General features: G+C 30.8%; 24 protein-coding genes and 1 other RNA gene. 12 read left to right on the forward strand and 13 right to left on the reverse strand.

Going from position 1 to position 26161, the window contains the following annotated elements:
- Positions 1–2: 2 nt before the first annotated feature.
- The 7 genes from DFQ09_RS07250 to DFQ09_RS18880 all read left to right on the forward strand — a co-directional run bounded on the left by DFQ09_RS07250 (position 3) and on the right by DFQ09_RS18880 (position 10312).
- The gene (locus tag DFQ09_RS07250; RefSeq protein WP_115809002.1) at positions 3–2063 is read left to right on the forward strand and encodes a DEAD/DEAH box helicase; all 2061 of its coding nucleotides are present in this window, start codon (positions 3–5) and stop codon (positions 2061–2063) included.
- Positions 2056–3264 carry a GIY-YIG nuclease family protein gene (locus DFQ09_RS07255; protein WP_115809003.1) on the forward strand — a complete coding sequence of 403 codons (1209 nt, stop codon included), beginning with the start codon at positions 2056–2058 and terminating at the stop codon, positions 3262–3264. Before DFQ09_RS07250 ends, DFQ09_RS07255 begins: the two co-directional genes overlap by 8 nt.
- A 122-nt stretch (positions 3265–3386) precedes the next feature.
- Positions 3387–4292, forward strand: a complete 906-nt coding sequence (locus tag DFQ09_RS07260; protein ID WP_115809004.1) for a DUF5655 domain-containing protein — start codon at positions 3387–3389, stop codon at positions 4290–4292.
- A gap of 30 nt (positions 4293–4322) precedes the next feature.
- On the forward strand, positions 4323–6941 hold the full coding sequence (locus DFQ09_RS07265) for a hypothetical protein (RefSeq protein ID WP_115809005.1): 2619 nt from the start codon (positions 4323–4325) through the stop codon (positions 6939–6941).
- Positions 6935–8728: a metallophosphoesterase family protein gene (locus tag DFQ09_RS07270; RefSeq protein ID WP_115809006.1), complete on the forward strand. Its 1794-nt coding sequence runs from the start codon at positions 6935–6937 to the stop codon at positions 8726–8728. Before DFQ09_RS07265 ends, DFQ09_RS07270 begins: the two co-directional genes overlap by 7 nt.
- A 145-nt stretch (positions 8729–8873) precedes the next feature.
- Positions 8874–9278 (forward strand): hypothetical protein, encoded by a 405-nt coding sequence (locus DFQ09_RS07275; RefSeq protein ID WP_115809007.1) that lies wholly within the window; start codon positions 8874–8876, stop codon positions 9276–9278.
- Positions 9279–10153: 875 nt separating this feature from the next.
- A complete protein-coding gene (locus DFQ09_RS18880; protein WP_181897155.1) occupies positions 10154–10312 on the forward strand; it encodes a hypothetical protein in 159 nt (52 codons plus the stop codon).
- 182 nt (positions 10313–10494) lie between these two features.
- Here the strand turns inward: DFQ09_RS18880 and DFQ09_RS07280 are convergent, their stop codons facing one another.
- The 5 genes from DFQ09_RS07280 to ssrA form a co-directional block, all read right to left on the reverse strand.
- A complete protein-coding gene (locus DFQ09_RS07280; protein ID WP_115809008.1) occupies positions 10495–11685 on the reverse strand; it encodes a primase-helicase family protein in 1191 nt (396 codons plus the stop codon).
- Complete coding sequence (locus tag DFQ09_RS07285; RefSeq protein WP_115809009.1) at positions 11686–12015, reverse strand: hypothetical protein; 330 nt, start codon at positions 12013–12015, stop codon at positions 11686–11688.
- Positions 12008–12304 (reverse strand): helix-turn-helix domain-containing protein, encoded by a 297-nt coding sequence (locus DFQ09_RS07290; RefSeq protein ID WP_115809010.1) that lies wholly within the window; start codon positions 12302–12304, stop codon positions 12008–12010. The genes DFQ09_RS07285 and DFQ09_RS07290 overlap by 8 nt, the downstream gene beginning before the upstream one ends.
- Before the next feature lie 123 nt (positions 12305–12427).
- A complete protein-coding gene (locus tag DFQ09_RS18765; RefSeq protein ID WP_147298335.1) occupies positions 12428–13363 on the reverse strand; it encodes a hypothetical protein in 936 nt (311 codons plus the stop codon).
- 85 nt (positions 13364–13448) lie between these two features.
- Positions 13449–13842, reverse strand: a transfer-messenger RNA (tmRNA) gene (ssrA, locus tag DFQ09_RS07295).
- 446 nt (positions 13843–14288) lie between these two features.
- On the opposite strand from ssrA, the gene DFQ09_RS07300 reads away from it, so the two are divergent.
- Together DFQ09_RS07300 and DFQ09_RS07305 are read left to right on the forward strand one after the other, a co-directional pair.
- Positions 14289–15158, forward strand: a complete 870-nt coding sequence (locus tag DFQ09_RS07300) for a DMT family transporter (protein ID WP_115809709.1) — start codon at positions 14289–14291, stop codon at positions 15156–15158.
- Positions 15159–15487: 329 nt separating this feature from the next.
- Positions 15488–16690: an NAD(P)-dependent oxidoreductase gene (locus tag DFQ09_RS07305; RefSeq protein ID WP_115809011.1), complete on the forward strand. Its 1203-nt coding sequence runs from the start codon at positions 15488–15490 to the stop codon at positions 16688–16690.
- Position 16691: 1 nt separating this feature from the next.
- Here DFQ09_RS07305 and DFQ09_RS07310 read toward each other — a convergent pair whose 3' ends face one another.
- The 6 genes from DFQ09_RS07310 to DFQ09_RS07335 form a co-directional block, all read right to left on the reverse strand.
- Positions 16692–17393 (reverse strand): hypothetical protein, encoded by a 702-nt coding sequence (locus tag DFQ09_RS07310; protein ID WP_147298336.1) that lies wholly within the window; start codon positions 17391–17393, stop codon positions 16692–16694.
- Between the two features lie 4 nt (positions 17394–17397).
- On the reverse strand, positions 17398–18063 hold the full coding sequence (locus DFQ09_RS07315) for a DUF1361 domain-containing protein (RefSeq protein WP_115809013.1): 666 nt from the start codon (positions 18061–18063) through the stop codon (positions 17398–17400).
- Positions 18051–18458, reverse strand: a complete 408-nt coding sequence (locus DFQ09_RS07320; RefSeq protein WP_115809014.1) for a ribosomal maturation YjgA family protein — start codon at positions 18456–18458, stop codon at positions 18051–18053. Before DFQ09_RS07320 ends, DFQ09_RS07315 begins: the two co-directional genes overlap by 13 nt.
- Before the next feature lie 84 nt (positions 18459–18542).
- Positions 18543–19934, reverse strand: a complete 1392-nt coding sequence (gene creD, locus DFQ09_RS07325; protein WP_115809015.1) for a cell envelope integrity protein CreD — start codon at positions 19932–19934, stop codon at positions 18543–18545.
- Between the two features lie 87 nt (positions 19935–20021).
- Positions 20022–20315: a winged helix-turn-helix domain-containing protein gene (locus DFQ09_RS07330; RefSeq protein WP_115809016.1), complete on the reverse strand. Its 294-nt coding sequence runs from the start codon at positions 20313–20315 to the stop codon at positions 20022–20024.
- Positions 20316–20575: 260 nt separating this feature from the next.
- Positions 20576–21184 carry a hypothetical protein gene (locus tag DFQ09_RS07335; protein WP_115809017.1) on the reverse strand — a complete coding sequence of 203 codons (609 nt, stop codon included), beginning with the start codon at positions 21182–21184 and terminating at the stop codon, positions 20576–20578.
- A gap of 137 nt (positions 21185–21321) precedes the next feature.
- On the opposite strand from DFQ09_RS07335, the gene DFQ09_RS07340 reads away from it, so the two are divergent.
- Both DFQ09_RS07340 and DFQ09_RS07345 read left to right on the forward strand, forming a co-directional pair.
- The gene (locus DFQ09_RS07340; RefSeq protein ID WP_245940322.1) at positions 21322–21636 is read left to right on the forward strand and encodes a hypothetical protein; all 315 of its coding nucleotides are present in this window, start codon (positions 21322–21324) and stop codon (positions 21634–21636) included.
- 9 nt (positions 21637–21645) lie between these two features.
- A complete protein-coding gene (locus DFQ09_RS07345; RefSeq protein WP_115809019.1) occupies positions 21646–22014 on the forward strand; it encodes a DUF1801 domain-containing protein in 369 nt (122 codons plus the stop codon).
- Between the two features lie 324 nt (positions 22015–22338).
- On the opposite strand, the gene crcB is transcribed toward DFQ09_RS07345, so the two are convergent.
- A complete protein-coding gene (gene crcB / locus DFQ09_RS07350; RefSeq protein ID WP_115809020.1) occupies positions 22339–22704 on the reverse strand; it encodes a fluoride efflux transporter CrcB in 366 nt (121 codons plus the stop codon).
- A 160-nt stretch (positions 22705–22864) separates the two neighbouring features.
- Positions 22865–23884: an SRPBCC family protein gene (locus tag DFQ09_RS07355; protein ID WP_115809021.1), complete on the reverse strand. Its 1020-nt coding sequence runs from the start codon at positions 23882–23884 to the stop codon at positions 22865–22867.
- Positions 23885–23978: 94 nt separating this feature from the next.
- On the opposite strand from DFQ09_RS07355, the gene DFQ09_RS07360 reads away from it, so the two are divergent.
- The gene (locus DFQ09_RS07360; protein WP_115809022.1) at positions 23979–26015 is read left to right on the forward strand and encodes a dipeptidyl-peptidase 3 family protein; all 2037 of its coding nucleotides are present in this window, start codon (positions 23979–23981) and stop codon (positions 26013–26015) included.
- Positions 26016–26161 lie beyond the last annotated feature (146 nt).

Genomic DNA, 26161 nt, shown 5'->3' on the forward strand with positions numbered 1-26161 from the left:
GAATGAGTAAAGAAAAAAATATACCTACTATAACTGTAAACTATAATAATAACGGTAGCTCAGTTACTTCTAATGAGTTAGGTATGCGTGCTATGCAAGAGCTTGCTTATGAAAAAAGAGGGGAACAATATTTATTAATAAAATCACCACCTGCATCTGGTAAAAGTAGAGCTTTAATGTTTATAGCTTTAGACAAACTAAATAACCAAGGTGTTAAGCAAGCAATTATAGCAGTTCCTGAACAATCTATTGGATCTAGTTTTAACGATGAGCCATTAACTAAATATGGCTATTATTATGATTGGGAAGTTACACCAAAATGGAATTTATGTAACTCACCAGGAGAAGATGGTAGTAAAATAAATTCTGTAAAAGCATTTTTTGAGAGTGAGGATAAAGTTTTAGTTTGTACACACGCTTTATTTCGTCGTGCAGTAGAGCGTTTTGGTATCGAAGTTTTTGATGATAAATTAATTGCAATAGATGAATTTCATCACGTAAGCTCAAACGAAAACAATGTTCTAGGGGCGCAACTTAAAGACTTTATTGAAAGAGATAAAGTGCATATTGTAGCAATGACAGGGACTTATTTTAGAGGGGATGCAAATCCTGTTTTAATGCCAGATGATGAATTAAAGTTTGTTCCTGTAACTTATACTTATTATGAACAATTAAGCGGTTATAAGTATTTAAAAAGCTTACATATTGGATATTATTTTTATAGTGGAGCTTATACAGATGAGCTAACAGAGGTTTTAAACCCTGAAGAAAAGACAATTATTCATATTCCTAATGTTAATTCAAGAGAAAGTATAGGAGGTACTCGATTTAAACTTAAAGAAGTAGATGATATTTTATTGGAATTAGGTGAATGGCAGGGAATTGAGGAGTCAACAGGGTTTAATCTTATAAAGATTAATTCAGGGAAAATTATAAAGGTAGCAAACCTTGTAGATGATGACCCTTCAAAACGTACAATAGTTCAAGCAGCATTAAAAATGCCAGAAATAAAAACGAATCGAGACCACGTAGATATTATTATTGCGTTAGGGATGGCAAAAGAGGGCTTTGATTGGATTTGGTGCGAACACGCTTTAACTATCGGATATCGTTCTAGTTTAACAGATATTGTACAAATCATAGGTAGGGCTACACGTGATGCCCCAAACAAAACACAAGCAAGATTTACTAATTTGATAGCAGAGGTAGATGCCTCTGAAGATTCTGTAACAGATGCTGTAAATGATACATTAAAAGCTATATCAGCTAGTTTATTAATGGAACAAGTTTTAGCACCTAAATTTAACTTTACACCTAAAAACCCACAAAGCAAAGAACAGGAAGGGTTTGATTATGGTGAAGGAGGTTACGACCCTAATAAGGAAAATGTGGGTTGGAATGAAGAAAAAGGTGAATTTCAAGTTGAAATTAAAGGTTTATCTATGCCAGAGAGTGAAGATGCTAAGCGAATTTGTAAAGAGGATTTAAATGAAGTTATTGCAGCTTTTGCACAAGATAAAGAGGCAATTGGTCGTGGCTTATTTGATGAAGAGTTAGTTCCTCAAGAGTTAACACAAGTACGATTAGGCAAAATTATTAAAGAAAAATATCCAGATATAGATGATGAAGATATTGAAGCTATTAGACAGCACGCTGTAGCTGCACTTAATATTACTCAAATGGCTAAAAAATCTATAAACAATGAAGATGATGCTAGTATTAAGGCAAATACAGCTTTAATTGATGGTATTAGAAAATTTGCAATGGATGTTAGGGATTTAGATGTAGATTGGATAGATAGTGTTAATCCTTTTAGTGAGGCATACTCTATACTTTCTAAAGCAATGACAGAAAAAAGTTTGAAAGCTATGGCTGAAGTTATTTCAAGTAGAAATCCAAATATGTCAATTGAAGACGCTAGAGAGCTAGCTAAACGTGCTTTAAAATTTAAAAATGAAAGAGGCAGATTACCAGATATAAAATCAGCAGACCCTTGGGAGCAACGTATGGCACAAGGAATTGCTTATTTAGCAAGAAAAAAATCAGAAGAACAAAATGGCTAAAAAGGATAAGTTTACGGCAGAAGATGATGACCTTTTAGCAGCTTTAGGTGTAGAGGTAGAAGTCAAAAAGAAGGCTGTATTTACAGCTTTAGAGGAACGTGTTATTGCAGGTTTTGAGGAGATTCAGAAATTTGTTGAAGAGGAAAAACGACTACCACTTCACGGTGAAGAGAATGACATTTTTGAGAGATTGTATGCAGTTAGATTAGAAAAAATAAAAGAGAAACAAGAATTTGTAGACTTGTTAAAAGATATTGATTATCAAAATATCTTATCTGGAGAAATTAAAAATTCAGTCGAAGTTTATGATGACTTAGATGATGATGAATTATTAAATCTATTAGGGGTTGAAGACAAGGAAAACTCAATAACTAAATTGAAACACGTTAAAACGCGTGCAGCAAAGAGAGCAGTTGAAGAATTTGCGAATAGAACAATTTGTGAAGATTTCGAGCAGTTTAAACCACTATTTGAAAAGACAAAGAAAGAAATTGAGAATGGTTTTCGAGAAACAATTCGTTTTAGAAAAGATGCAGGTTTTACAAAAACAATAATCAAGGAAAAGTTGTTTGTAATTATTCGTGGTCAAATGGCTTATATAGCTCATAAAGGTGAAATAATTGAAGCGCCAAATGGAGAGGAAGATGCGCGTTTGCGAGTTATTTATGATAATGGTACTGAGAATGACCTTTTGCAGCGTTCACTTATAAGAGCTATGTATAAAGATGAAACCAGTCGTTTTTTAACAACACCAGGTTTGGGACCATTATTTTCAGATGAGTTAGAGAGTGATGATTTAGAAAGTGGTACTATTTACGTTTTGAGGTCTAATTCAAAACATCCAGAGATTATTAAAAACCGTGAAGTATTTCATAAGATTGGTGTTACAGGAAATGATGTAAATAAGCGTATTACAAATGCAAAAAACGACCCTACATTTTTAATGGCAGACGTAGAAGTTGTTGCAACTTATAAGTTGGCTAATATCAACCGACATAAATTAGAAAATTTAATTCAATCATTTTTTAAAAATGCTAAGTTAGATATTGATATTAAAGACCGTTTTGGGAAACCTGTTAATCCAAAAGAATGGTTTCTCGTTCCATTATTTGTTATAGATGAGGTGGTTGAAAAAATAAAAAATGCTACTATAGGTGATTATTATTATGATGTTAAGTCAGCTGGTTTAAAACAATATTAGGAGTTATTTTAAATTACAGTATAAAATATAAGGTTAAAATACTTTTATTAGTTAGTCAATAAAAACGAAATAATTGAAAAAGCAGTTGCACCACAAAAGTGTTATGGCTAAAAAAATATACAATGCATTTATATAACTTAAAGTCAAAAGAATCTATTAGTATTTTAAAAGAGAAACCATTTAAATTAGAAAGAGAGATACAGTCACTTTTTGAAAATAATTTAAATGAGTTAATGGATTTGCAATTAGTAAAATCAGAGTTCTCTATTAAAAATAAACGCATAGATACTTTGGCTTACGATACACAGTCAAATGCTTTTATAATTATTGAATATAAACGTAGTAGAAATATAAGTGTAGTAGATCAAGGATTTACATATTTAAGTTTAATGCTAGAAAATAAAGCAGATTTTATAGTTGAGTATAACGAAACATTAAAGCAAAATTTAAAACGTACAGATGTAGATTGGAGTCAAACAAGAGTAGTTTTTGTATCTACAAGTTTTACAGAAAATCAAAGAACAGCAACAAATTTTAAGGATATTGCTATTGAGTTATGGGAAGTTAAGCGCTATGAAAACAATTTAATTAGTGTAAACCAAATAAAGAAAAGTAAATCGGCAGAAAGTATCAAGCCAATTACATCAAGCAATACACAATTAGAAGCAGTTACAAAAGAGATAAAAGTATATACAGAAGAAGACCATACATCTAATAAAACTGATGCTGTAATTGCACTATATGAAGTTTATAGAGATTCAATTCTTAATCTTAATGATGAAATAGAAATAATTCCTCGTAAAAAGAGAATTGCATTCAAGATTAGTAATATAATATGTGATATACATATACAAAAGAATGGTTTGAAACTTTGGGTAAACTTAAAAGCAGGTAAGCTTGACGACCCAAAAAACTTAATGCGTGACGTTTCTAATATTGGTCATTGGGGAAATGGTGATTACGAATTGATAGTAAAAGACACAGATAATTTAGAATATATTATGAGTTTAATAAAACAGGCTTTATAATTATGGATTCTAATTTAAATAGAATTATGGATGTATAAAAACATTGATGTAGAGTATGGTTTTCAAGTAGTGTTATCTACAATTCCTAATCAAGAAGATATTAATTTTGAAGATGATATTGAAAAACATTTTTTTGAAAGTTATAAAAATAAAATAGGCAGTAAAGATGATTATTTATATAGTCCTTTAAAGTTTTATATGTTGGGTAGTTATGATGTGTGTTATATCTCTCTGATAGATAATTTTAAGTTTGCACATAGGTTGTTTGAACCCAAAAGAGAAGAGTATGAGGATGATTTTGTGTATAATGATCATGCATTTCAAAGCTATAGTGGTTTTGCGTTAAATGATAAATCGCACTTAGAGCAAATGTTTACTAATAAGCCTGATAAATATTTTACAGGAATAATTAATCTTAAATTAAATAATGGTTTATTAATAGGGAATGGTTTAGTCTATATTGAAGCGATAACAGACTTACTTAAAAAGATAATAAATATACCTTTTTTGATTTTTCAAACATTTTCTTGGTTCGAAATATCCTTAGTGCTTTTTGTAGATTATCCTGAAGATTTATCAAAGGTTATATCAGATTTAAGATCAGCAGAGTTTAAAGATTTAGATACAGATAAGTTTGACTTATCTAAGTCGCTTTATAAAGATATTTTTCCAAATGAAAGTAATGATAAGATAGGAAGAACTAGTGTTTTTTCAGATACACATACCTATTTTGGTTTAAATGAAAAACTAATAAAGTCTGATGAAAAAGATAAATACTTTCAAGATTTTAAAAAACTTACTCAAACTGGTGAAATTACATTAAAAACAGAAGTAGAATGGCATGTAAAACCTGGTCATGTACATGGTTTAGAAAATACTTTATCAAGTAACAATGAGCTAAAAGATCTTATTGGTGATACTAAAAAGCAATTTGTTTTAGGTAAAAGTGATTATCTTTTAAAGGAAAAAGAAACCAATATTTTATCTAATATTTATTTAATTAGACATATTATAAAAAGTGAAAAATATTGTGACTTATTTAATGATGTTAGAAAAATAAAGAGCTATGTTTATTTAGATTCTTGTTTTGAGCAATGTGATATTGAACCAAAAGAATCGAAACCTCTTTTTTGGTTTGATAAGCTTAATAAACTATGCGTTACTTCTGCTGAGTTTTTAGAATATGACAAGTATTTAAAATCTCTAAAAATTTCGAGACAAGTAAGAAACAAGGTGTTAAAAATTTTCTCTAACTATAATAATGGGATACAAAACCCAATATTATTTCCTTACTTTTTAGACTTTACAGTATTTGTAGAGAATCTAAAAAAACTAATTAAATACGAGTTTGATAGATCTAAGAAAGTATTTATAGAGGTAAGAACTTTAGAGAAAAAATTAAATGAGAATATTAAAGTTTTTCAAGAGGGATATAATGTAAGATTCTTAAATGGTTATCACTTTGAGAATATTTCAGATTTTGACTTAGATTTCAATAATTCAATTCAGCAATTACTTTCAAGCTATGGTACTTTTGTTTATGAATATGGTAAGTCCTTTTATAAACCAGATAAATCTAAAAATGAAGTAGAATATTCACCAATTATTCAATTAAATGATATTGATACTATTTCAAATGATTTGTCTATAAATTATTCGGTTCATCATTTAACTTCACCTGAGTTTGTGTTTGCAACAATCTTAAAAGAATTATTAAATCATTTAGAGCTATATAATGAGGATTTAAATAAACAAGTTTTGAATCAATACAATAATAATCTAGAGAAAATTAAGGATAAGATAAATGAAAGTTATCTAGATGATATGTTTGATTCTAATCTAATAGAAGTTAATTATTTTATTATCGATTCTATTAGGTTTGGTTTGACTTTTAATTATGATTTCGATTTATTTTCTCATTGGTTCTGGTCATATAATTTTCAAAATTCTGCACTTTTTAATACTAGCGGTATGATTAATGAATATAGGCTAAGAATGGAATTGTTCAGGATAATGCTAATTAAAAATTATTTTGGTATTAAAAAGAAAATGAAATGTCCTTCTCCTGAGATTTATTCTTATTGGAAGATGCATTATAAAAAGATTGATAAAATTTCAAAAGCCTTTTTAAAAAATATAGATAAGGATAATGGTTTTCTTGGTTTTATAAATGGCACATTCTCAAAATATTTTGATAATTATACAACTAATGAAATTATAAGTAACTCTAAAGAGTTAGGTGAAGCGATTGCAGAGCTTGAAAAAATAGAAAACAGAGTATCAAATCTTTATAAGTTTGACGCTTCAAAGATTGGAAAATTTATTTTTAACCAATTAAAAAACAAAGAGTTTTCAAATAATCTTTATTTTTTAGATGATCTAATGTGGAAGCTGCTCAATAGTCATTATGAAAGTAATGACAAAAGTATAACAACAATGAAACGAGATTGGTGCAAAGGAGAGGTTTTGCCTCAGTATAAAAAAGCTCAGGAAGATGTTTTGTACTCTATAGATCCTACAGGAGGTGTTTATTTTTCAGATACAATAAAAACAAAAAAATACTTTAAAGATAATGCTGAGTGTCTATTGAAAATCATTGACTTTTCATTAAAACAAAAAAAACAATTTATTTCAGAAAGAGTATGTTAGATGTTAGTGTTAATATAATATGGTTAAGTGATATTCATTTTAATTCAGCCTATCTCAATGATAGTGCATATAAAAACTTAAATAACTATATAGTTTCGTTTCATGAATATATTGATACTCTCAAAAATAAAGGGAATTATGATTATATTCTAATTTCTGGGGATATTGCTCAGGGTGGTGATGTTAAAGAATATAGCTTATTTTTAGAGAGGATATTTAATGAATTAGAAACAGCGTTTCCTAAAGCGTCTTTATTGATAGTACCTGGTAATCACGATGTAAATAGATTAAGCACTGAAGATTTAAAGAGCAATTTTATTGATAATATGGGAGGGGATGAAAGGCCAGTCTTCTTGTCAAAAAACAAAGATGTATTCTATAATATTTTCAAGGATTATTCTAATGCATTTAGTGGTAAAAAAGTTCCTTCGAAAAATTCAAGTTTAAAAGATAATAAATTACTTTTTGGTCATGTATTGAATAAAGAGAAGAAAACCCTTATAATTTTATTAAATTCTGCTTGGTATTCAATAGGTAGCGGGTTTTTAGAACACTATTTAAATGAGAGAGTTTTTAAAGTAAATGATGCGGATGAAAAAGATGAAATTTTAAAGGATTTAAAGGAGGAATTTGGTAAAACAAAGATAAACGTGGTGGATTTTAAGTCTTATTTAACAGGTTTAATAGAAAATAAAACATACCTTAAGAACGTTAAGACTATAGAGAGTTTTGTTGTTAAGTTGATAAAAGAACAAAACATTATTGAAAATACTTGTGTAGCCTCGATAGAATCATTAGTAAATAGAATTATTACTTTTAAAAAAAAATATATAGTTAAAGATATTGAGTCCATAACTAATGAATATGGGAACCAATTAATAGGCTTAGATGTATTTGAAGAAGAGTTTTTGGAAATACAAAAACTTTATAAAACTTATAATGACTTTGTTGTAACCACAATAATGCATCACCCTATAAATTGGCTCGATTTTGACGAGCGTGTTCCATACAAGAATAAAGAAGATAAAGTTTCAAAGTTTCATGACATTAAAAATTTTACAGATTTATTATTAACAGGGCATGAACATGTTCCTACTGAACATAAAACAGAAATGATTAATAATAATGAGTTGCTTCACATTCAAGCAGGTTGTTTTATGAATTTTAGAAGTGACCCTTCAAAATTTAAAGTAAATAATAATTGGTTTTCAACGTTATCAATTAATATTAATAAAAGAACTGTTACACAATTAAAACATTACTGTGATGCTAATGGGGCTTGGAGTGCTGCTCCTGCTGACCTATTAAAACTAAAGAAAAAACATAATACAAAATTATCTATTGAAAGAAAAATAGATATTGAGTTACAAGTTATTAATTGCTGTAAATTAATAAACTATAAAAATCACAAAAAAGTAATTAATTTAGATTCAGGGTATTATAAGTATAAAAAAAGTCTATATATGGTTATAGATGATTTTCAAAATAATAATTTTCAAAATAATGATTTTGGAATATGTTTTGATAAATTAAAAGAGAAAATAGAAGAGGTAGGGCTAAATAAGGTTTATTTCTTGGCAAAAGATAGCGCTCATCCGCTCTTTGATAACTATATAAATGAATCCAAAATGGTAGTAATTGAAAAAATCAAAATAGATTTTGATTTTAAATTTGATAATTTTAGAAATAATTTTTTTAGTTCATTATGTCAAGATGAGGCGGAGAAGTATATAAAATTAAAATTTATAGGTATTGTAAAACCATACTGGGTTACAGAGACATGTTAGATAAATAGAATCATTTTACCGTCATTAAGTTTGTGGGAATCAATGTTTTTATATATATTTAACTGTTGTTATAAATAATTTACAAAAGGGTTCTGTATTATTTTTAAAAATAGTACTTTTGCAGCCCTTTAATAATTAACATATTATGAATAAGGCAATATTTGATTATATCATAGAAAAAGAATTAGTGAATAATTTTGATTTAATTTCAATCAAAAATAGCGCTAAAGATTTTTACGAGGATTTTTATGCTTCAAAAGATAGAAGTGTAAAGAAACAGATTGTTTCACAAATTGAGAAGTTTTCATTATACGATATGTCTAATTATGAAGCTTATCAAGCTTCTGTGATCCCTGGTTTAATTATGGCTATTTCCATCTTTAAGCCTGCATTAGTAAGAGAGTTAACTTCCAGAGATAATAAAAGATATATGCATTTTGGTGATTTGAAGCGTGAAGTTTCACCACCAATAGAAGCATATGAGTATGTTGGTAATAATAAATTAGATATTACACCAACACATAAAAGCTACGGTCTTTTATTCGTATAGATAATTAATAAGCCATCTTTTTTTAGGTGGCTTTTTTATTTAATAATTCCACACAAAATAAAACTCAGTTTATTGCTTAGGCAATAATCCTCTGTCTTTTATTTTATTCCGCTCACCATTCTGGTTTAGCGTTTTTTCATCTTTAAGGTAATAGTCTATTGCAATTTGGTTTTTCATAAAATCAAACCAAACAGCAACAAGCTATTTCATATTATTTTTTCATAAAACCCTAAACTACCCAAAGCTATGTTACATAATAGAAGTTACAGGGTCAAAAAGCCTTTAAATGGTTGCCTACGCCGTTTTATTATATTTTCGTTGCAATAACTGCTATTATGTAAAATATCCGCTCATCCAACGCTTACACCTGAACAATCTAAGAAACTTTGTTTTAAAAATTAGCCAAATACAACTTGTTATGTTTATAAGATTACATCATCAAACTCTTAATAATGGTTGATTAATAAATTAATCCTCAATATCAATTTCATTCAATATAAAACTTCAATAACTTTGTCAAATGCAATTAAGAAAATTACACAATATAAATTCAATTACTTTTTTTGGTGCAGATGTAAGTTTCAAATTAAAACTTCCATTTGTAGTAGATGGTAAGACACTCAAAAGCTAATGTGTAATGCTCCTTATAACGGTCATTGGAGAAATGACTATTATAAATTGCTTATCAAGAATACAGTCGATTTAGAGTGTATCATGAGTTAATTAAAAAGTCTATTTAGTACCGTTTTAATTTAATAAAGCAGAATTAATTGCTCGTTGGTTTTTCGTTGGTTTCCTGTTGGTTCTTTGTTTTTTATGACTTTAATTGCAGTCAAAATACTTTGAAAGTGCTGATATTTAATTACATTCATAACATGAAACTTAAAAATAGAGCATTAAGAATTTTAAGGTATTATTTAAATTGTCTCTGGTATCATGTTATTTTTCCTTTGGGAATTGAGGAAGATGAGTTTACTAAATCATGGAAAAACAAAGAAAGAAAAAATAAGGTTGAATTGTTGATTGCAGGCTAAATTTCTAACAAAATTAGGTACTAAGTGAAAAAACTGACGATCAACTTAGATTCAACATGGACTCAATATATAAATACCACAAAATATTAGTTGAATAATAGTTGATATTAAGTAAACCTAGAGAAGTATTGTAAACAATGGACTTAACTAGGTTTATTCAACTTGTCAACAAAAAATTATATCTACTCTATAAAATCAATTTTAGGAAATGTAAAGTAGCGTCCTTTAAAATTATCTTTTCCAACGTAATGAGATTTCTCATTAGCAATATAGTTTAAGTGATATTTATAATAAGAACCATTTTTACTTTCATAATTAAACTGATTTCTCAATGATTCAGTTACTTTAAAAGTTGTTGACCTTACATTATTAATATTTAACTTTTCGACTAAATCACCGGAAGTATATTTTAATTCATCAACTTCAAATTTTACAAAATCATCAATTAGAATTTGTTCTATTTCTTTATTTAGGTAAGACCTATTCCCATTAACTAATCTATAAAGAGCATCGGTGAAAATTTCATTTTTTGAAAACCACATTCTACTTTTACGAATGGTTGTTATTTTTCTTTTATTTATATGATATAGAAAATGAGGTATTTCTTTTTTTAAGTCTCTTAATAAATCAGGGTTTTCAAATTTATCATCGATACTTTTTATTTTTCTTACCCAGTAGCGAATTTCATCTTTATCTACTTGTATAAAATTAGTTTCGTTATTGGAGCATAAAATAAATTTACCGAAAAAATAAGATTCTGATTTGTCTATTCCTTTTGATTCGGTTTTATAGCTATTAGCTGTAGATAAATTCTTGATACGTTCACTATCTTCTCTTTTATCTAGTAAAACTTCATCAACTGCAACTATTAACTTAGACGACCAATCAGAATTAAATCTACTTCTAAAATCTTCATTTTTGTTGATAGTCATATTTCCTTGGAATATTAGTTTTAGCCAATTAAGAAATGTTGTTTTACCTGTTTTTCTTTCCTCACTAACTAAACATAATATGGGTAATACTTGAGTTGGATTTTGCCATAGAATTGTAATATAATCCAAACCTAAATCATATTGATCCATAAATATATGCTTGAGGAACTCTCTCGTATTTGGGTAATCTCCTGATTTCAGTTCTTGCAATAAAGGCTCATATTTATTGTAAAATCCATCAATGGTTTGTTTGTATTCCCTATGTGAAGGGATTAAGCAAAAACCGTCATAACGATCAACATCATCTAATGCGTCTTTACCTTCGTCTGTTATTATTTCACCTTTCTTCCATTTTAGTAGAACATTCGATTTATCTCCACTATGTAAAGGTTGTAGTGCTTTTTTAAAGTATTCTGTACCTATCCTAATATATTGATTCATTTATTTTTTTTTGAATGTTCTGTCAATTTTTATAAGTGGTCTATCAATTCTTCCTTCAATATTGTAGGTGATGTGAAAACCACCACATGAAGGATCGGATTTATAAGATTTTATCATTATTTGATGAAGTTCAAGTAGTTCTAACTTTGCTTCTTTATTCATCAGTTTTTTAATTAAAATAAGCTTGTTATTATACCAGCTAAAGATTTTAATAGCCTCTGTGTCTGTTAAATACTTATTAAGTAAAAATTTTGTTTCATTTATAAGTGTATCTAATAAATAATTTAGATTGTCCTCACTAAATTCGGATATTGGGTTTAATCTAGCCATTATTGATTGTTTTAACAGGGGTTAAACAATCAATTAGCTCTGAACGCTTATAGTATCTGCGATTAGAAATTGAATACGCTTTTACTTTGCCTTTGTTAGTCCAATGCCAAAGAGTGCTAGAATCGATCTGTAGAAGTTCACAAGCATCCTTTCTTGAAAGAAGCTCGTCATTAAAATTTCTTGAGGTAAGGTTTTGAGATAGTGAAAAGAGCGCATTTTCAACACTATCAAATTTTTTAATAATCTCATCCAGTGTTATACTCTGGAGTAAAATAGATTGTTTTTGCATAAGGTATATTTTTATAATTACTTATTGCAAAGATGTTGAGTTAATAAAAAAAAAGAGGGTTTGTTACGTGCCCAAGTGGGTATGTTTTTTTGAGATGAAGTAAAAAACTACCTTCGTTAAGCTCTAACAATTTGAGTATGAGTTAAGCCTTTTTTTAGTTGGGTTAAAATTATTTGTTTTCTCAATATTAATATTATATGTTATGCTTAGCCATTTAAGAAAATCAGATTGTTTAACCGTTGAATGAATCAGTCCTTCTTCTTTCATTTTTTCATAAATAAATTTCATGTCTGATCTACTTTTATCATTAATTTGAAACTCTTTTAAGCATTTTAAAAACTTTGTGATGGCGTTTCCAACAAAAAACTGATTATATAGTTCTTGTTCTCTTACGTGTTCAGTTTTACTGAATCTATCTAAAACCGTTTTAACTGGATATAAAACTTCCATATTGTTTAAATCAAGAAATTGAAACTGATTAAATGAAAATAAAATACTGTGGAAGTTACTATGAGGATTATGTATCGCATAGGTATTTTTATATATATTACTAATCTTTTCATTCTTAAATTCTGGATATAGCATTTCAAGATTATAGCAAATTTTTTTACATTTCAATATAATTTCCTTTAAAAGTATAAATTTATATGGTATTTCTGATTCCTGGAACTCTTCGTACTCATTAGTTATAACATCAGTTACATACGTTGAGTTAATTTTGTATATAATAAAATCATATAATATATTATCGTCTTCACGGTAACAATAATCAAATGCAAGTTTAACATCTACAGTTCTTTCTTTCTTTTCCATATTCTTTAATGAATCCTCATATAAAAATTGGAGAGTAGTAGCCAAATTCCACATTTCTTTTAACCCATTATAGTTGTGGATTTTTTTCGTTGAAATATAATCAAGTAGTTGGTCTGAATCTAAAAAAGGTTCATTATTAAAATGACCGATGCAATACAAGTGTGTGACTTTCTTAGTTAATCTTTCAAATAGAAATATAGATTTTAAAACACCCAATTGATTTAGGTAGTTAGAAATTTTAAACATAAAATATATAATCGTACGTAAATCGTACATTAATGAAAAAGTAAAAGCCTCAAAAAGCTGTAATTCAGATTTTTGAGGCTTTAAGTAGTGGAGTCGGAGAGAATCGAACTCTCGTCCAAACAAGTAACCAAAAGGCTTTCTACACGTTTATTCTTTTCTTGGGTTTTCGACTAAAAGCTGGTTAAAGACAACCCACTTTTAGCTTAGCCTCTTAATCTCGAAAAGGTATCAAAGCACTACCTAATCTAAGTCAATTTTTACGATGCCTAATAAAGAACGCCATTAACTAAGGCTTTCTCGAGACATTTAGCACTCCTACCTAGTAGGACGAGGCTTAATCTTACTATAATTCAGATTATGCAGCTAAAGCGTAGTTATTCTCGCCGTTTAAAATTTGGTCTAGCCTTTTACGTGTATCAATGCCATTACACGACGTGCTTACAATCTAATTAATCTCGCTGTCAAAACCAGTCGACCCCATTTACTTCCCACGAAAGTGGGAATCTCTTTAATAAATTGATAATAATTTTTTGAGCGTTCCCTTATCAGGTCGGGCTGTCCGCTATATCTTTTGCTAAAAAAGCAAAAGGATGACGCTTCCATCCCTAACGCGCTAAACCAAGAAACTGTATTGGTGTTTCAAGGGCTGCAAAATTACTAAAAATAATAATGCAAAGGCTATACCAAACTTGTTTTATATGTATTTGCAGAAATAGTGTCAGTAGATGTCATAATCGCGATGCATAAGAACGACGTACCACGTTAGTCTCTAAGGCAATTTTGTATTAATAAGAATCGATAATTACAATGCGTTTATTGCTTTAAATTTTTAAGCGATTTTAATATTATAAATAGCATATAAAATTTTAAATTAACCATGGTTTTAAAGCTTACTTTTGTCGGCTTCAAATTAAACCATGTACTCATGACAAAACCTAGAATAGCACTTGCGGTTGGCATTATTTGTATTTCAATATTCCCAATTTTGGTGAAGTTAAATCTAACGCCAGGACTTATTTCAGCATTTTACAGAATGGCTATTGCTTCTGTTTTTATTGTGCCTTACGTATTGATCACAAAGCAGTTTAAGGTAACGTCTAAAAAAGCAGTCCTACTTTCTGTAATTTGTGGTGTTGTATTTGGTTTAGACGTTGGTGTTTGGAATATTGCGATTCAACAATCTACTGCAACACAAGCAACATTGCTAACTAATTTATCACCAGTTTGGGTTGGTGTTGGTGCCTTTTTGTTTCTAAAAGATAAACCGAAACAGAATTTTTGGATGGGTACTATTGTGGCCATTATTGGTATGGTACTCTTAGTAGGCTTTGAATTGTTTCTAAATTTTGATTTTAATCTCGCCTTTATTTTTGGTGTCTTATCAGGTATGCTCTATGCCATTTATATGTTGTTGAGTAAACATATTTTAGAAGATATGGAGGTGATGACCTTTATGACGATTAGTCTCGTGTCTTCAACCATAGCATTGGGAGCGCTTAGTTATGCTTTTAATGAGCCTTTTACAGGGTTTTCAGATGCAGGCTGGTTGGTATTAGTTGTTCAAGGTATAGTATGTCAGCTTTTGGCATGGTTGCTTATCAGTTTTGCAACAAAGCATATGCGCGCTACAAGAGTTTCTGTGAGTCTGTTAGGGCAAGCTGTATTGGCTTCCATTTTAGCTTGGTGGTTATTAGATGAGCAAGTGTCTTTACAAATGGTGATTGGAGGTATTGTATTATTATTTGGCATTAGACTTACATTTTATGAAAAGCCTATGCTGAAACCTAAGGTTTAAATTTATTTAGAGTTGGTTTCCGTTGGAGTAATAGTTGTCTACTTTATGAGCCTCTAGTGGTTATAAAACCGTATAAGAAATGCAGATGAATCTTGTCTTAAACCAGATTTCTGTAGTATTTAATTGATGATGTTGTATACCATAATATCACGTAAATATTTTAACCGAAGAATGTTTGCTAAAACATGCAATTCCTCTTATTTTCGTGAAAACATTTTTCAAAATTAAATGCTGAATTTAAAGCGTTTCTTTACACAAATTACTAACGTATGTGTTACCTGAAAGCTTAAGTATTTAATTTCGAAATATCGCAATTTTAAAATATAGCTATGACATTCGCCATCATAAAAGAACGTAAAAATCCACCAGACAGACGTGTGGTATTTTCTCCTGAACATTTAGCAGTAGCGAGAACGCAATTTCCGGATGCTACGTTTATTGTAGAATCTTCGGATATTAGAATTTTTTCGGATGAAGCTTATAAAGCTTTAGGTTTTGAAGTGTTGGACGATGTGTCGCATGCCGATGTTATGATTGGTGTAAAAGAAGTGCCAATTGAAAATTTAATTTCAAATAAAAAATATTTCTATTTTTCACATACCATTAAAAAGCAGCCTTACAACAGAAAATTGTTGGTCGCTATGTTAGAGAAAAATATAGAAATGTTTGATCACGAAACTATTGTTAGAAAAACAGGTGCGCGTTTAATAGGTTTTGGGCGTTACGCAGGTTTGGTTGGTGCATACAATGGGTTTAGAGCTTTAGGGTTACGAGATGGTTTGTTTGACTTACCGAAAGTAGAAACGCTTGCCGACTTAGATGCAGTAAAGACAGAATTAGATAAAATCACCATCCCAAATATTAAGATTTTACTCTCTGGAACAGGAAAAGTAGCCTATGGTGCCAAAGAGATTTTAGATCATTTAGGTATTAAGCAAATTAGTGATGCCTTGTATTTAACATCGCAATTTTCGGAGCCAGTCTATGTTATGGCAGATGTTATGGAATATGCCAAACGAAAGGACGGTAAAGTAGGAGATAAGTATAAGTTTTATAAAGACCCATCGGGTTATGAAAGTAATTTTATGCCTTATGCTAAAGAAACGGACTATTTTATAGCCGGTCATTTCTATGGGAATAATGCACCGTATTTATTTACAAGGGAAGATGCCAAACATCCCGATTTCAAAATTAATTTAGTGGCTGATATATCTTGCGATATCGATGGCCCTGTGGCAAGTACAATTAGGCCGTCAACTATTGAAAATCCTTTTTATGGTTACGATCCTAACACAGAAAAGGAAGTGGCTTACGATGCAAAAGGAGCAATAACCGTGATGGCTGTAGATAATTTACCATGCGAATTACCAAAAGATGCTAGTGAAGGTTTTGGTGAAACATTTTTAGAACATGTGATTCCGGCATTCTTTAATAACGATGAACGGGAAATCTTAAAACGTGCTAAAATGACTGAAAATGGTCAACTTACTAAACGATTTAGTTATTTGCAGGATTATGTAAATGGAAAGTAGGTTACAACGGATTGTAATTAATAATACTTAAGTCTTCATTTTCTAAATTAACATACTGATAATTAACCTTGTCATTTTTGTCAAACTCACCAGTTTTGTTGGTGTCCGATATACTTTTAAAATATAATCTGTTCTGTTTTGGAATAACTTTCCAGTCAACAATTTGCGCAAATTCAGGAGTTAGTTTTTTAAGATTCTTACCGTCAATAGTACTAATGTATAAGGTTTCAATATCATTGAAATCTAGCTTGGAGTCTTTGTTGGTGTCGGCATCTCTAATGGTATATACAAAAAATTGAAGTCCGGTTTGTGCTCTAATGTTTTCAAGAAAACTGATAGCCGTAATCTCCATAATCTCATCTGATAAAGCGGTGAATTTTTCCGAATTAAGGTGCTGGAATTTAATAGTACTGAATTCTCCCGTTATTGAAAACTTATTATAGCGCGACACTGCGTATGACGTATGACCACCTCCCTTACTGTAACTTGAGAATTTCGAATTATCATACTCTGTTATATAACCAATCGGATGAATTAAATAGTCCGTACTATCAATAAGAATCGGCAAATCTGCAATTTCGATTTTTGAACTGTCTTTTTTGATTTTAGTTTCAATGGTGTCATCATGACTGATGGTTTGTGATTTTTCTTTACAGCCCATTATAAATAAGGCTAGACATAATATTATAAAAGTTGATTTCATGATTTTAATTTTTTTCTAATTGATTTAAGTTCTTAAACATCCAAAAGCCAATCACCAAAAATGTACCAAAATCCAAAGTGAATAACCAAGCTTCAAAATGCTGAAATGGTGACATTATAATAGTGATAATATCCATAAATAAGTAGTATGGTCCACTTATAATTTCCCAAGAATTGTAACGTAGAAACCGTCCTAAGTAAACTCCAAATCCACATAAAAAGATAATGGAAATACTCATAGCTTTAATCGAGAGTTTTTTAAATTGAGAAGTCACTAGTTTCTGCATATCCATTATAGATACATAGAATAATAATAAACCACTCAAAGCAAACGACAACACCACCAGCACATCGAGCCATAAAAGCGAATCGTTTCCTATTCTAATATGAATAAGATCAGTGACAATATAAGGTGCATTAGGCAAAAAGGCTAACCAGACCATAAACCAGAATCCAAGTTTTAGTTTACTCAAATTTTGTGAGGTATTTAAATACATCGTTATGGAGTAAGGTATGATGGCCAAAAACACATTCCAGATTAAAAACAGAAAGAAATAGGACTTGTTGAGTTTCATCCGGACCATGAGTAAAATAACACTAAACAGTAAGGCTACTGTAATTAATGATAGGGTTTTAAAGCGATTTAGAATTAGTGTTTTTAGAACTTCCACGATCTTATATTTTGCTTATTTTGTAGTTTGAAAAGTGAAGATTCAACGGCTAAAACAGTTAGTATTCCTAAAGTGTAAGCGAGTAAATCTGTGACATGAAATGTGCTACCGAAAATGAGTTTAGCCGTAAAACTATCTTGTAAATTAAAGTAGGTTAAGAATGGGGTGAGTTGAAGTAATTCTATACCATAAGCAATTAAGAGGACGACCAAACTCGACGCCCTCACATTCAAGTTGGTGCATCCTCTAATAATTGCATATAATAAAATAACAACGAGATAATCGCCAAAGGTGTAACGAATGAATCCTGTTTTAATGATGAAAGCGATGGCCAATTCTATAAGAAATAGGCTATGTGCGAGTACTAAATATTTTTTGTTGAATTGAAATTTCATAATAAACGTTGATTTTAAAATTTTAATTAAACCTCGCTCATTCTTTTGGGAGAGAAGCGGAGCGAGGTTTCTGAAATGAAGTGATTATCCGTTATTCCAATCAATTTTACGAGAGACGAACATTACAGTAGCCAAGATTAAAAACAATCCAAGACTGCCAACTAATAAGGCGTAGTTTTCAAGTTGAATGATAACATAGATAAACGAATAAAGTGCTGTGAGTGATAACCCTATTAATGCTGAGAATTTAAAATTCTTAAGGATTGATTTTGAATAGAAAGTGATCAATAATATCACGGAAACACCTGCAATTAGATAAGCTTTTAAGAAATTACTATGCTCAGATATGGACACTAATAAAGTGTAAAACATAACCAATGCTAAACCAATCATTAGATATTGAAATGGATGAATATGAATTTTACTCATGGTCTGAATTAAGAAAAAGATAAGAAAGGTGAGTCCAATAACTAAAAATCCATACTTAGCAGAACGTTCACTTTTTTGATATTCATCAACCAATACCACGAATTTTGTTCCAAAGGCAAATTGTTTAAGGTTGGGAACTTTATTTAAATATAGTTGGGAAAACGCACGGTTAATAGATAGAACTTTCCAATTCACTTTAAAACCATCTTTAGATATACTTCTGGTTTCATCATCTGGTGAATAATTCCCAATAAAACCTGGGTCAGCCCAATTAGAGGCCATGCTCATCGTTGTTGTTTTTCCAACAGGAATGATTTGAATTTGATTACTGCCATCATAAGTCACGCTTAAGTTAAAATCAAAATCATTTTCTAAGAGTGCTTCACTTAAAAAACTAGTTTCTAATTCATCTAAATGATTTTGGGAAGAATTTTCACTAAAGTTGGTTTCAAAATTATACGATTTACCATCAATAATGATGTTCATTTCGTTTTTTATACCCTTAAGATTCGTTGTTTTTAAAAGCATTGTTGCATTATTCCAAATGATATCTTCAGACTTAATACCTTTAGAAGCAAGTGATGGTGATTCATAAGATCCTTTAATTGCCATATTTGAAGTATATACGGCAGATTCAAAATTTCCGAGATAGAGCGTTTTCGATTTAACCTTAGCGTTTATATCGAGCTCTTTTGGAAATATATAAGCATAATTAATAAGTGTTTTAGTTTCCTTTAAATACGTTTTAGTTTTCTCGTTAAAAGTTGATGTTTCAGAATATGTTTTATAGGGCAACTTTAAAATAGGTCCATAGAGCATAACATCATTTCCCCATTTTTGATTGATTTCATTAACCACATCTTGTTGTCTGTAAGAACGTTCTTGTATTAATAGGTTGACGTAAGTTAAAGGAATTAACAATATAAGAATTAAGGCACCAACCATTAACATCCGTGCAGTAATAGAAGTTTTTATCCAATTTGAAAATCTGTTGGGTTGATTTTCTGGTGTTTGATTTTGTTGGTTGTGAGGTTCTGAGTTGTTCATGATGTTTTTTTTTTTTTTGTTTTTAAAGTACTTTGAATTTCAAAGTGAATGATTAAAAAAAATGATATAATAAATAGAGTAGGTGTTTTACGTTTTGCTTATTAATTTTTCAAGGGCTTCAATATGTTTTTGAAATTCTAATTTTCCTAGTTTTGTAACGCTGTATCTTGTATTCGGTTTTCGGCCGATAAATTGTTTTTCAACTAAAATGTATTCTGCCTTTTCTAATGCCTTAGTATGACTTGCCAAATTTCCATCTGTGGCGTCCAATAATTCTTTTAACATATTAAAATCCGCATACTCATTTACCATAAGCACAGACATAATGCCGAGTCTTATCCTATGATCAAAAAGTTTATTTATGTTGGTTATGATGCTCAAATTTCAGTGTTCAGTGTTCAGTGTTCAGTGTTCCTTTGAGAAATTAAGATAATCGGTTATTGATTATTTAGTCAATTCCTTTATTACTTTTTTTAATCTCTCCGTATTTTTTCTTTGTGCTTTTGCGACTTCGCGAGATTCTTTTCTCATCTCTCTTTTTCTCTGTGCAACTTTGTGTCTTCTTTGTGTATCTCTGTGTAATTTTTCAGTACACAATATTCATTTTTTTTACGCCTTTGCGCCTTTGTGAGATCATTTTTTTACTTTACATCATATTTAAAATGCATCCAAGTGCCATAAATTATATGCATAATGCCAAAACCAATCACCCAAAGCCAAAACCCATAGCCAGGATATAGTGTTGCAATAAGCCCTAAAGCTATCTGAATAAATCCTAAATATTTAATATCTCCAATACTATATTTTGAGGCATTGATTAAAGCTAACCCATAAAAGATAAGCATTAATCCACCAGTTTGCCCGTATTTACCTTGACTCAAGATAATTAAAATATATAGACCTCCAGAAATCAAAGGAATTAAGAAATTATAGATTAAGCGTCGAGATGATTTATCCCAAATTTTCTCGCCATTTTTTTTTGCTTTTCGAGTCGTAAGAAAAACACCACTAGCAATACTAAATAATGCAACTAAGATTAAGACCAACATTACGGTTCTAAAAATCCAGCCATCAAGCAAAAGAGTTCCATAGCTGTACGTGTCTACTAACCAATATGTAATTGCTGCTCCAATTAAAGCGTAAATACCTGCGAGAACTCCAGATAATCCACTCAAAGAAATAAATCGTGACGATTTATTCATAAGATTTTTAATCTCACTGATGTCTTTTAGATAATCTTTTTTGCTCATGTTAAAGTACTTTGAAATACAAAGTAAATTAAATTAATTGGTTTGGACAAGTTTATTTTTCAGATTTGATTAAATTTATATTCAATTAATTAAACCGTAATTAAAATATTATTGAATTACTTTTAGCGATAGCAAATATGTCTGGAGGCATTTTGCTCGGTCTAGCAACTCTAGATAAATGGGATGGTGAGCATAATTTTTTTAACAAAATTGCTGGTTTCTTAGCACCATTTGATACCATAATAGGACTTGGTCTTATCTTTTTAGCGATATTAGAATTTTGGGATGGTCTGTTGTTTAATATCGTGAGTATTTTGGGTGGTATTTTACTTTTAACACACGTGTTCGGTAAAGTACCTGCTTTAGAAACAAGTCTGAGAAAACTCTCTGCGAAGCTAATGCCCTTTAAAGCTATTATTGGAATTGGACTTATTGTTATTGGTATATTTTAAATCTAAATTTTGAATCCAGCCGAAGCACATATCCTAAATCAACCAGAACCGTACAAATCCATATTTATACATTTGCAAGTATTGATTGAGCATACCTTGCCAGAAGCCGATTTATTATACAAATGGAGAATGCCGTGTTACTATATGGATAAACGACCAATGTGCTACATTAATAAAGCCAAAGACTATGTTGATGTTGGCTTTTGGCATTCCGCACATTTATCAAAAAAATGGGATGCTTATTTAGTGAGTGAAAAACGGAAAGTGGTTAAATCGCTACGTTATAAAACACTCGATGATATTGATGATGCTATTTTCATTTCAATTTTAAAAGAAGTCGAAGGATTGAAGGAGAAAGGCTTTTATAAGAAAGGGTAGGTTTTAGTGTTCAGTGCTCAGTGTTCAGTGCTCAGTGCTCAGTGTTCAGTGTTCAGTCTCAATATGAAAAATAGTTATTTGATATTACACCTCCAAGTAATCTCTGCTTTGCGTTTCAGCGCCTTCACGAGAAACTTTTTTTTACTCTGCAACTCTGCAACTCTGAAACTTTACATCTTTGCGCCTCAGCGAAAGCTAATTTTAAGAAAAGACATTCAACCAGTTTTCATAAAGACTCTGCGAAACCTCTGTACAACACTGTGTTATTCTTACGCTCTAACTTTGAAACTTTGAGCCTTTTAAAAGCTTTGTAACTTAAGAAATTCACTTCACCAAAAACATCCCCAAAAACACAGCCAAAAACCCAACCACAAAACTAGCAATCGTATAAATCGCAAAACTCGTAAAGTCACCCGATTTTAAAAACACATGGTTCTCATAAGCAAACGTAGAAAACGTCGTAAAACCTCCACAAAACCCTGTTGCTAAAAGTAAAGTCTGACTCTGGGACAATGTTTCATTTTTAGCAGCTAAACCAAGAATAATTCCAATGAGTAAACTTCCAATTATGTTAGCAGCAAACGTACCGTAAGGAATCCCGGTTTCAGAATTGTTAAGCCACTTTCCGATGATAAAACGAAGCACGCTACCAAAGCCACCTCCAAGAAATACGAGTATAAGTTGTTTCAATTGTTTTAGTTTTTAGTTGATAGTCGATGGTTGCTGGTTCGAAGTATATTATTGTCAGTCATCAGTTTCAAACTAGGGAATTAAGTTATTCAATTATTACGTTATTTAGTCGTATTCTTATTCACGATTTAACGAGATTTTTTTAGCTTCACACTTCACACTACTTCACGGCCAAATAAATCTCTGTTCTCCAATCTGCAGGATTAGGATAATTCTCAGGTAACGTCAAATACGTTTGAATCATCGGTCCACCTTCAACCACTTCCAGATTATTCGTTGCAATATAATTCAGTGTGGCATCCCAGGCTTCCTTCATATTAGAAAAATCACCTTCTAAAACCGTTTTTACAGTTTTAAATGATTCTAGTTGTCCTGTTAAAATTTCAGATTCATCAGAAAGTATTTTAGAATTTGTAGGAATACAAGCCGAGAATATAATCGCATCATTTTCAGCATCCCATTTATTGTATAGAATAAACGGTTTCCCGGCCATAGAAATATTATGTGTAATGGCATAAGCACCAACTTCGCCTAACATGGTTTTCGATTTTTCGTCAAAATCATTGAATTTAGTAGACGTCGTGTTGTACAAATAATAACCTCCACTGTGTTGCGTGATGCCTTCAACATTAATTGTGTAAACTTTCATGTCGGCTTCAACCACACTGTCTAGAAGCTCTAAACTGCGTTCGTACTCAGGACCAACTTGCTGTTCCATGCCACCAGAAAACGCTGACCACATTTTAAATCCAAAAGGCAAATTATCTCCAGAAATTGTCCAAGTCACATCCGTAGTACCATCTTCATTAGCTTTAAAATCCCAATTCACATCAGATTTCGGATACCTTGCAAATTGCATCTCTTGTGTAATTGAAGTATTAGGATTTGCTCCTGTAGTGCTCATATAGCCTTCATCACCATCCTCATTCCATGTGTATGAACCTCCAACACCTTTGGTGGTATCGCCTAGTGTCACCACTATTTCAGGATTAGTTTCAATCCAAGAACTCCACGAATCCCAAGTCTTAAAATCTACCACAGTGTTATAGATAACAGATGCTGGTGCTTTTATGGTTCGTGTTCGTGTCACTTCGTACGAATTTGGCTGCACAGCAATATAAATTGAAACACCAATGACAAGGATGAGTAATAATAAGAGTAAGGATTTAAATGCTTTCATTTATAGGGATTATATTTAGTGGTTTATCAAAGATAGTCATTTTATGATATGTGATATATACATTACATTTGTGTACAACTAAATAAATAAACACATGAATTTAAAATCATTATTTAAAATTTGTCTTTTTGCCCTATTAATCGTGGCATGTAAGAATGAAGTAAAAGAAGAGCCAGTAGAAACGGTTGAAACTGTTGAAACGGATTTTAGTTTTAATGTTGAAGAATTTGCTGACATTAAAATTTTACGCTACCAAATGCCAGGTTGGGAAAATCTAAGCTTAAAGGAGCAAAAATTAGTCTATTATTTAACGCAAGCAGGTCTTGCTGGTCGCGATATAATGTGGGACCAGAATTACAGACATAATCTTAAAATTAGACATGCTTTAGAAAATGTATATACCAAGTTCGAAGGAGATAAAACAACTGATAATTGGGCAAGTTTTGAAACTTATTTAAAACGTGTTTGGTTTAGTAACGGAATTCACCATCACTATTCTAATGCAAAATTAGAACCTGCTTTTGATAAGGAGTATTTAAACGAATTATTAGCAGCAACCAATACCACTTTAGAAGGTGAAGCTTTAGACGTTTTATTTAACGATAAAGATTCTAAAAAAGTAAACCAAGCTAAAGGTGTAGATAATGTATTAGAATCTGCAGTTAACTTTTATGGTCCGGATGTAACGAATGCCGATGTTGAAAATTTCTACAAAACTAAAATATCTCCAAATGCAGATAAGCCATTATCTTATGGTTTAAACTCGCAATTGGTAAAAGAAAATGGAGTATTAAAAGAACGCGTTTATAAATCTGGCGGATTATATGGTGCAGCTATAGACGAAATTGTAAAGTGGTTAGAAAAAGCACAAGGAGTTGCTGAAAATGAAGCACAGGGCAATGCTTTAGGATTGTTAATTAAATATTACAAAACGGGAGATTTACAAACTTGGGACGATTATAATGTCGCTTGGACAGCTGCAACTGATGGCAATGTAGATTACATTAATAGTTTTATTGAAGTGTATAACGATCCATTAGGTTACAGAGGGTCTTACGAGAGTATTGTACAAATCAATGATTTTGACATGTCTGAGAAAATGGCTGTATTGTCTGAAAATGCACAATGGTTTGAAGATAATTCACCGTTAATGGATGCTCATAAAAAGGACAGTGTTGTAGGTGTTACATACAAAGTGGTTAACGTTGCTGGTGAATCTGGAGATGCTTCTCCAAGTACACCAATTGGTGTTAACTTACCAAATGCAAACTGGATTAGAGCAGCAGTAGGAAGTAAGTCTGTATCCTTAGGGAATATTATCCATGCCTACAGCAATGCAGGAAGCACAGGTCGATTATCTGAGTTTGTACATGATGCTGAAGAGTTACAATTAGAGGAAGAATACGGACAATTAGCAGATAAATTACACACCGCATTACACGAAGTAATTGGGCATGCCTCAGGACAATTAAATCCTGGAGTTGGAGAAACGAAAGAAACGTTGAAAACATACGCTTCTACTTTAGAAGAAGGTCGTGCAGATTTAGTTGGTTTATATTATTTATACGATTCTAAATTACAAGAACTTGGTTTAGTTGACGATTGGAAAAAAGTAGGTAAAGCAGCGTTTGATGGTTACATAAGAAATGGTTTAATGACGCAATTAATTCGTTTAGATTTAGGTGATAATGTTGAAGAAGCACACATGAGAAACAGACAATGGGTTTCTGCTTGGGCTTTTGAAAAAGGTAAAGCAGACAACGTTATTGAAAAAGTAACAAGAGACGGAAAAACCTATTTCAATATTAATGATTATGATAAATTACACGATTTATTCGGACAATTATTAAAAGAAACACAACGTATTAAGTCTGAAGGAGATTACGCAGCTGTTGAAGCGTTAGTAGAAGGTTACGGTGTAAAAGTAGACCAAGCCATTCATGCCGAGGTTTTAGAGCGTAACAAGCAATTTCCATCACCACCGTATAGTGGTTTTGTGAATCCTGTTTTAGTTCCTGAAATGAATGATGCTGGGGAAATTACAGCGATTAAAGTCACACAACCAAAAGCATTTGCTGAGCAGATGTTAAACTACAGCAAGGATTACAACAATCTTCCTGATGTAAATTAAGTTGTAAATTATTATAAATTTCAAAAAAGCACTTACAGTTTTGTAGGTGCTTTTTTTCTGGAATAGAATTACAAATATGAATAGCAAACAACACTTATCGATTATCTTATAACGTTGATTAATTTTGAAATTGACTATATTTAAGA

It is taken from the genome of Winogradskyella pacifica, assembly GCF_003386275.1.
Taxonomy (GTDB): Bacteria; Bacteroidota; Bacteroidia; order Flavobacteriales; family Flavobacteriaceae; genus Winogradskyella; species Winogradskyella pacifica.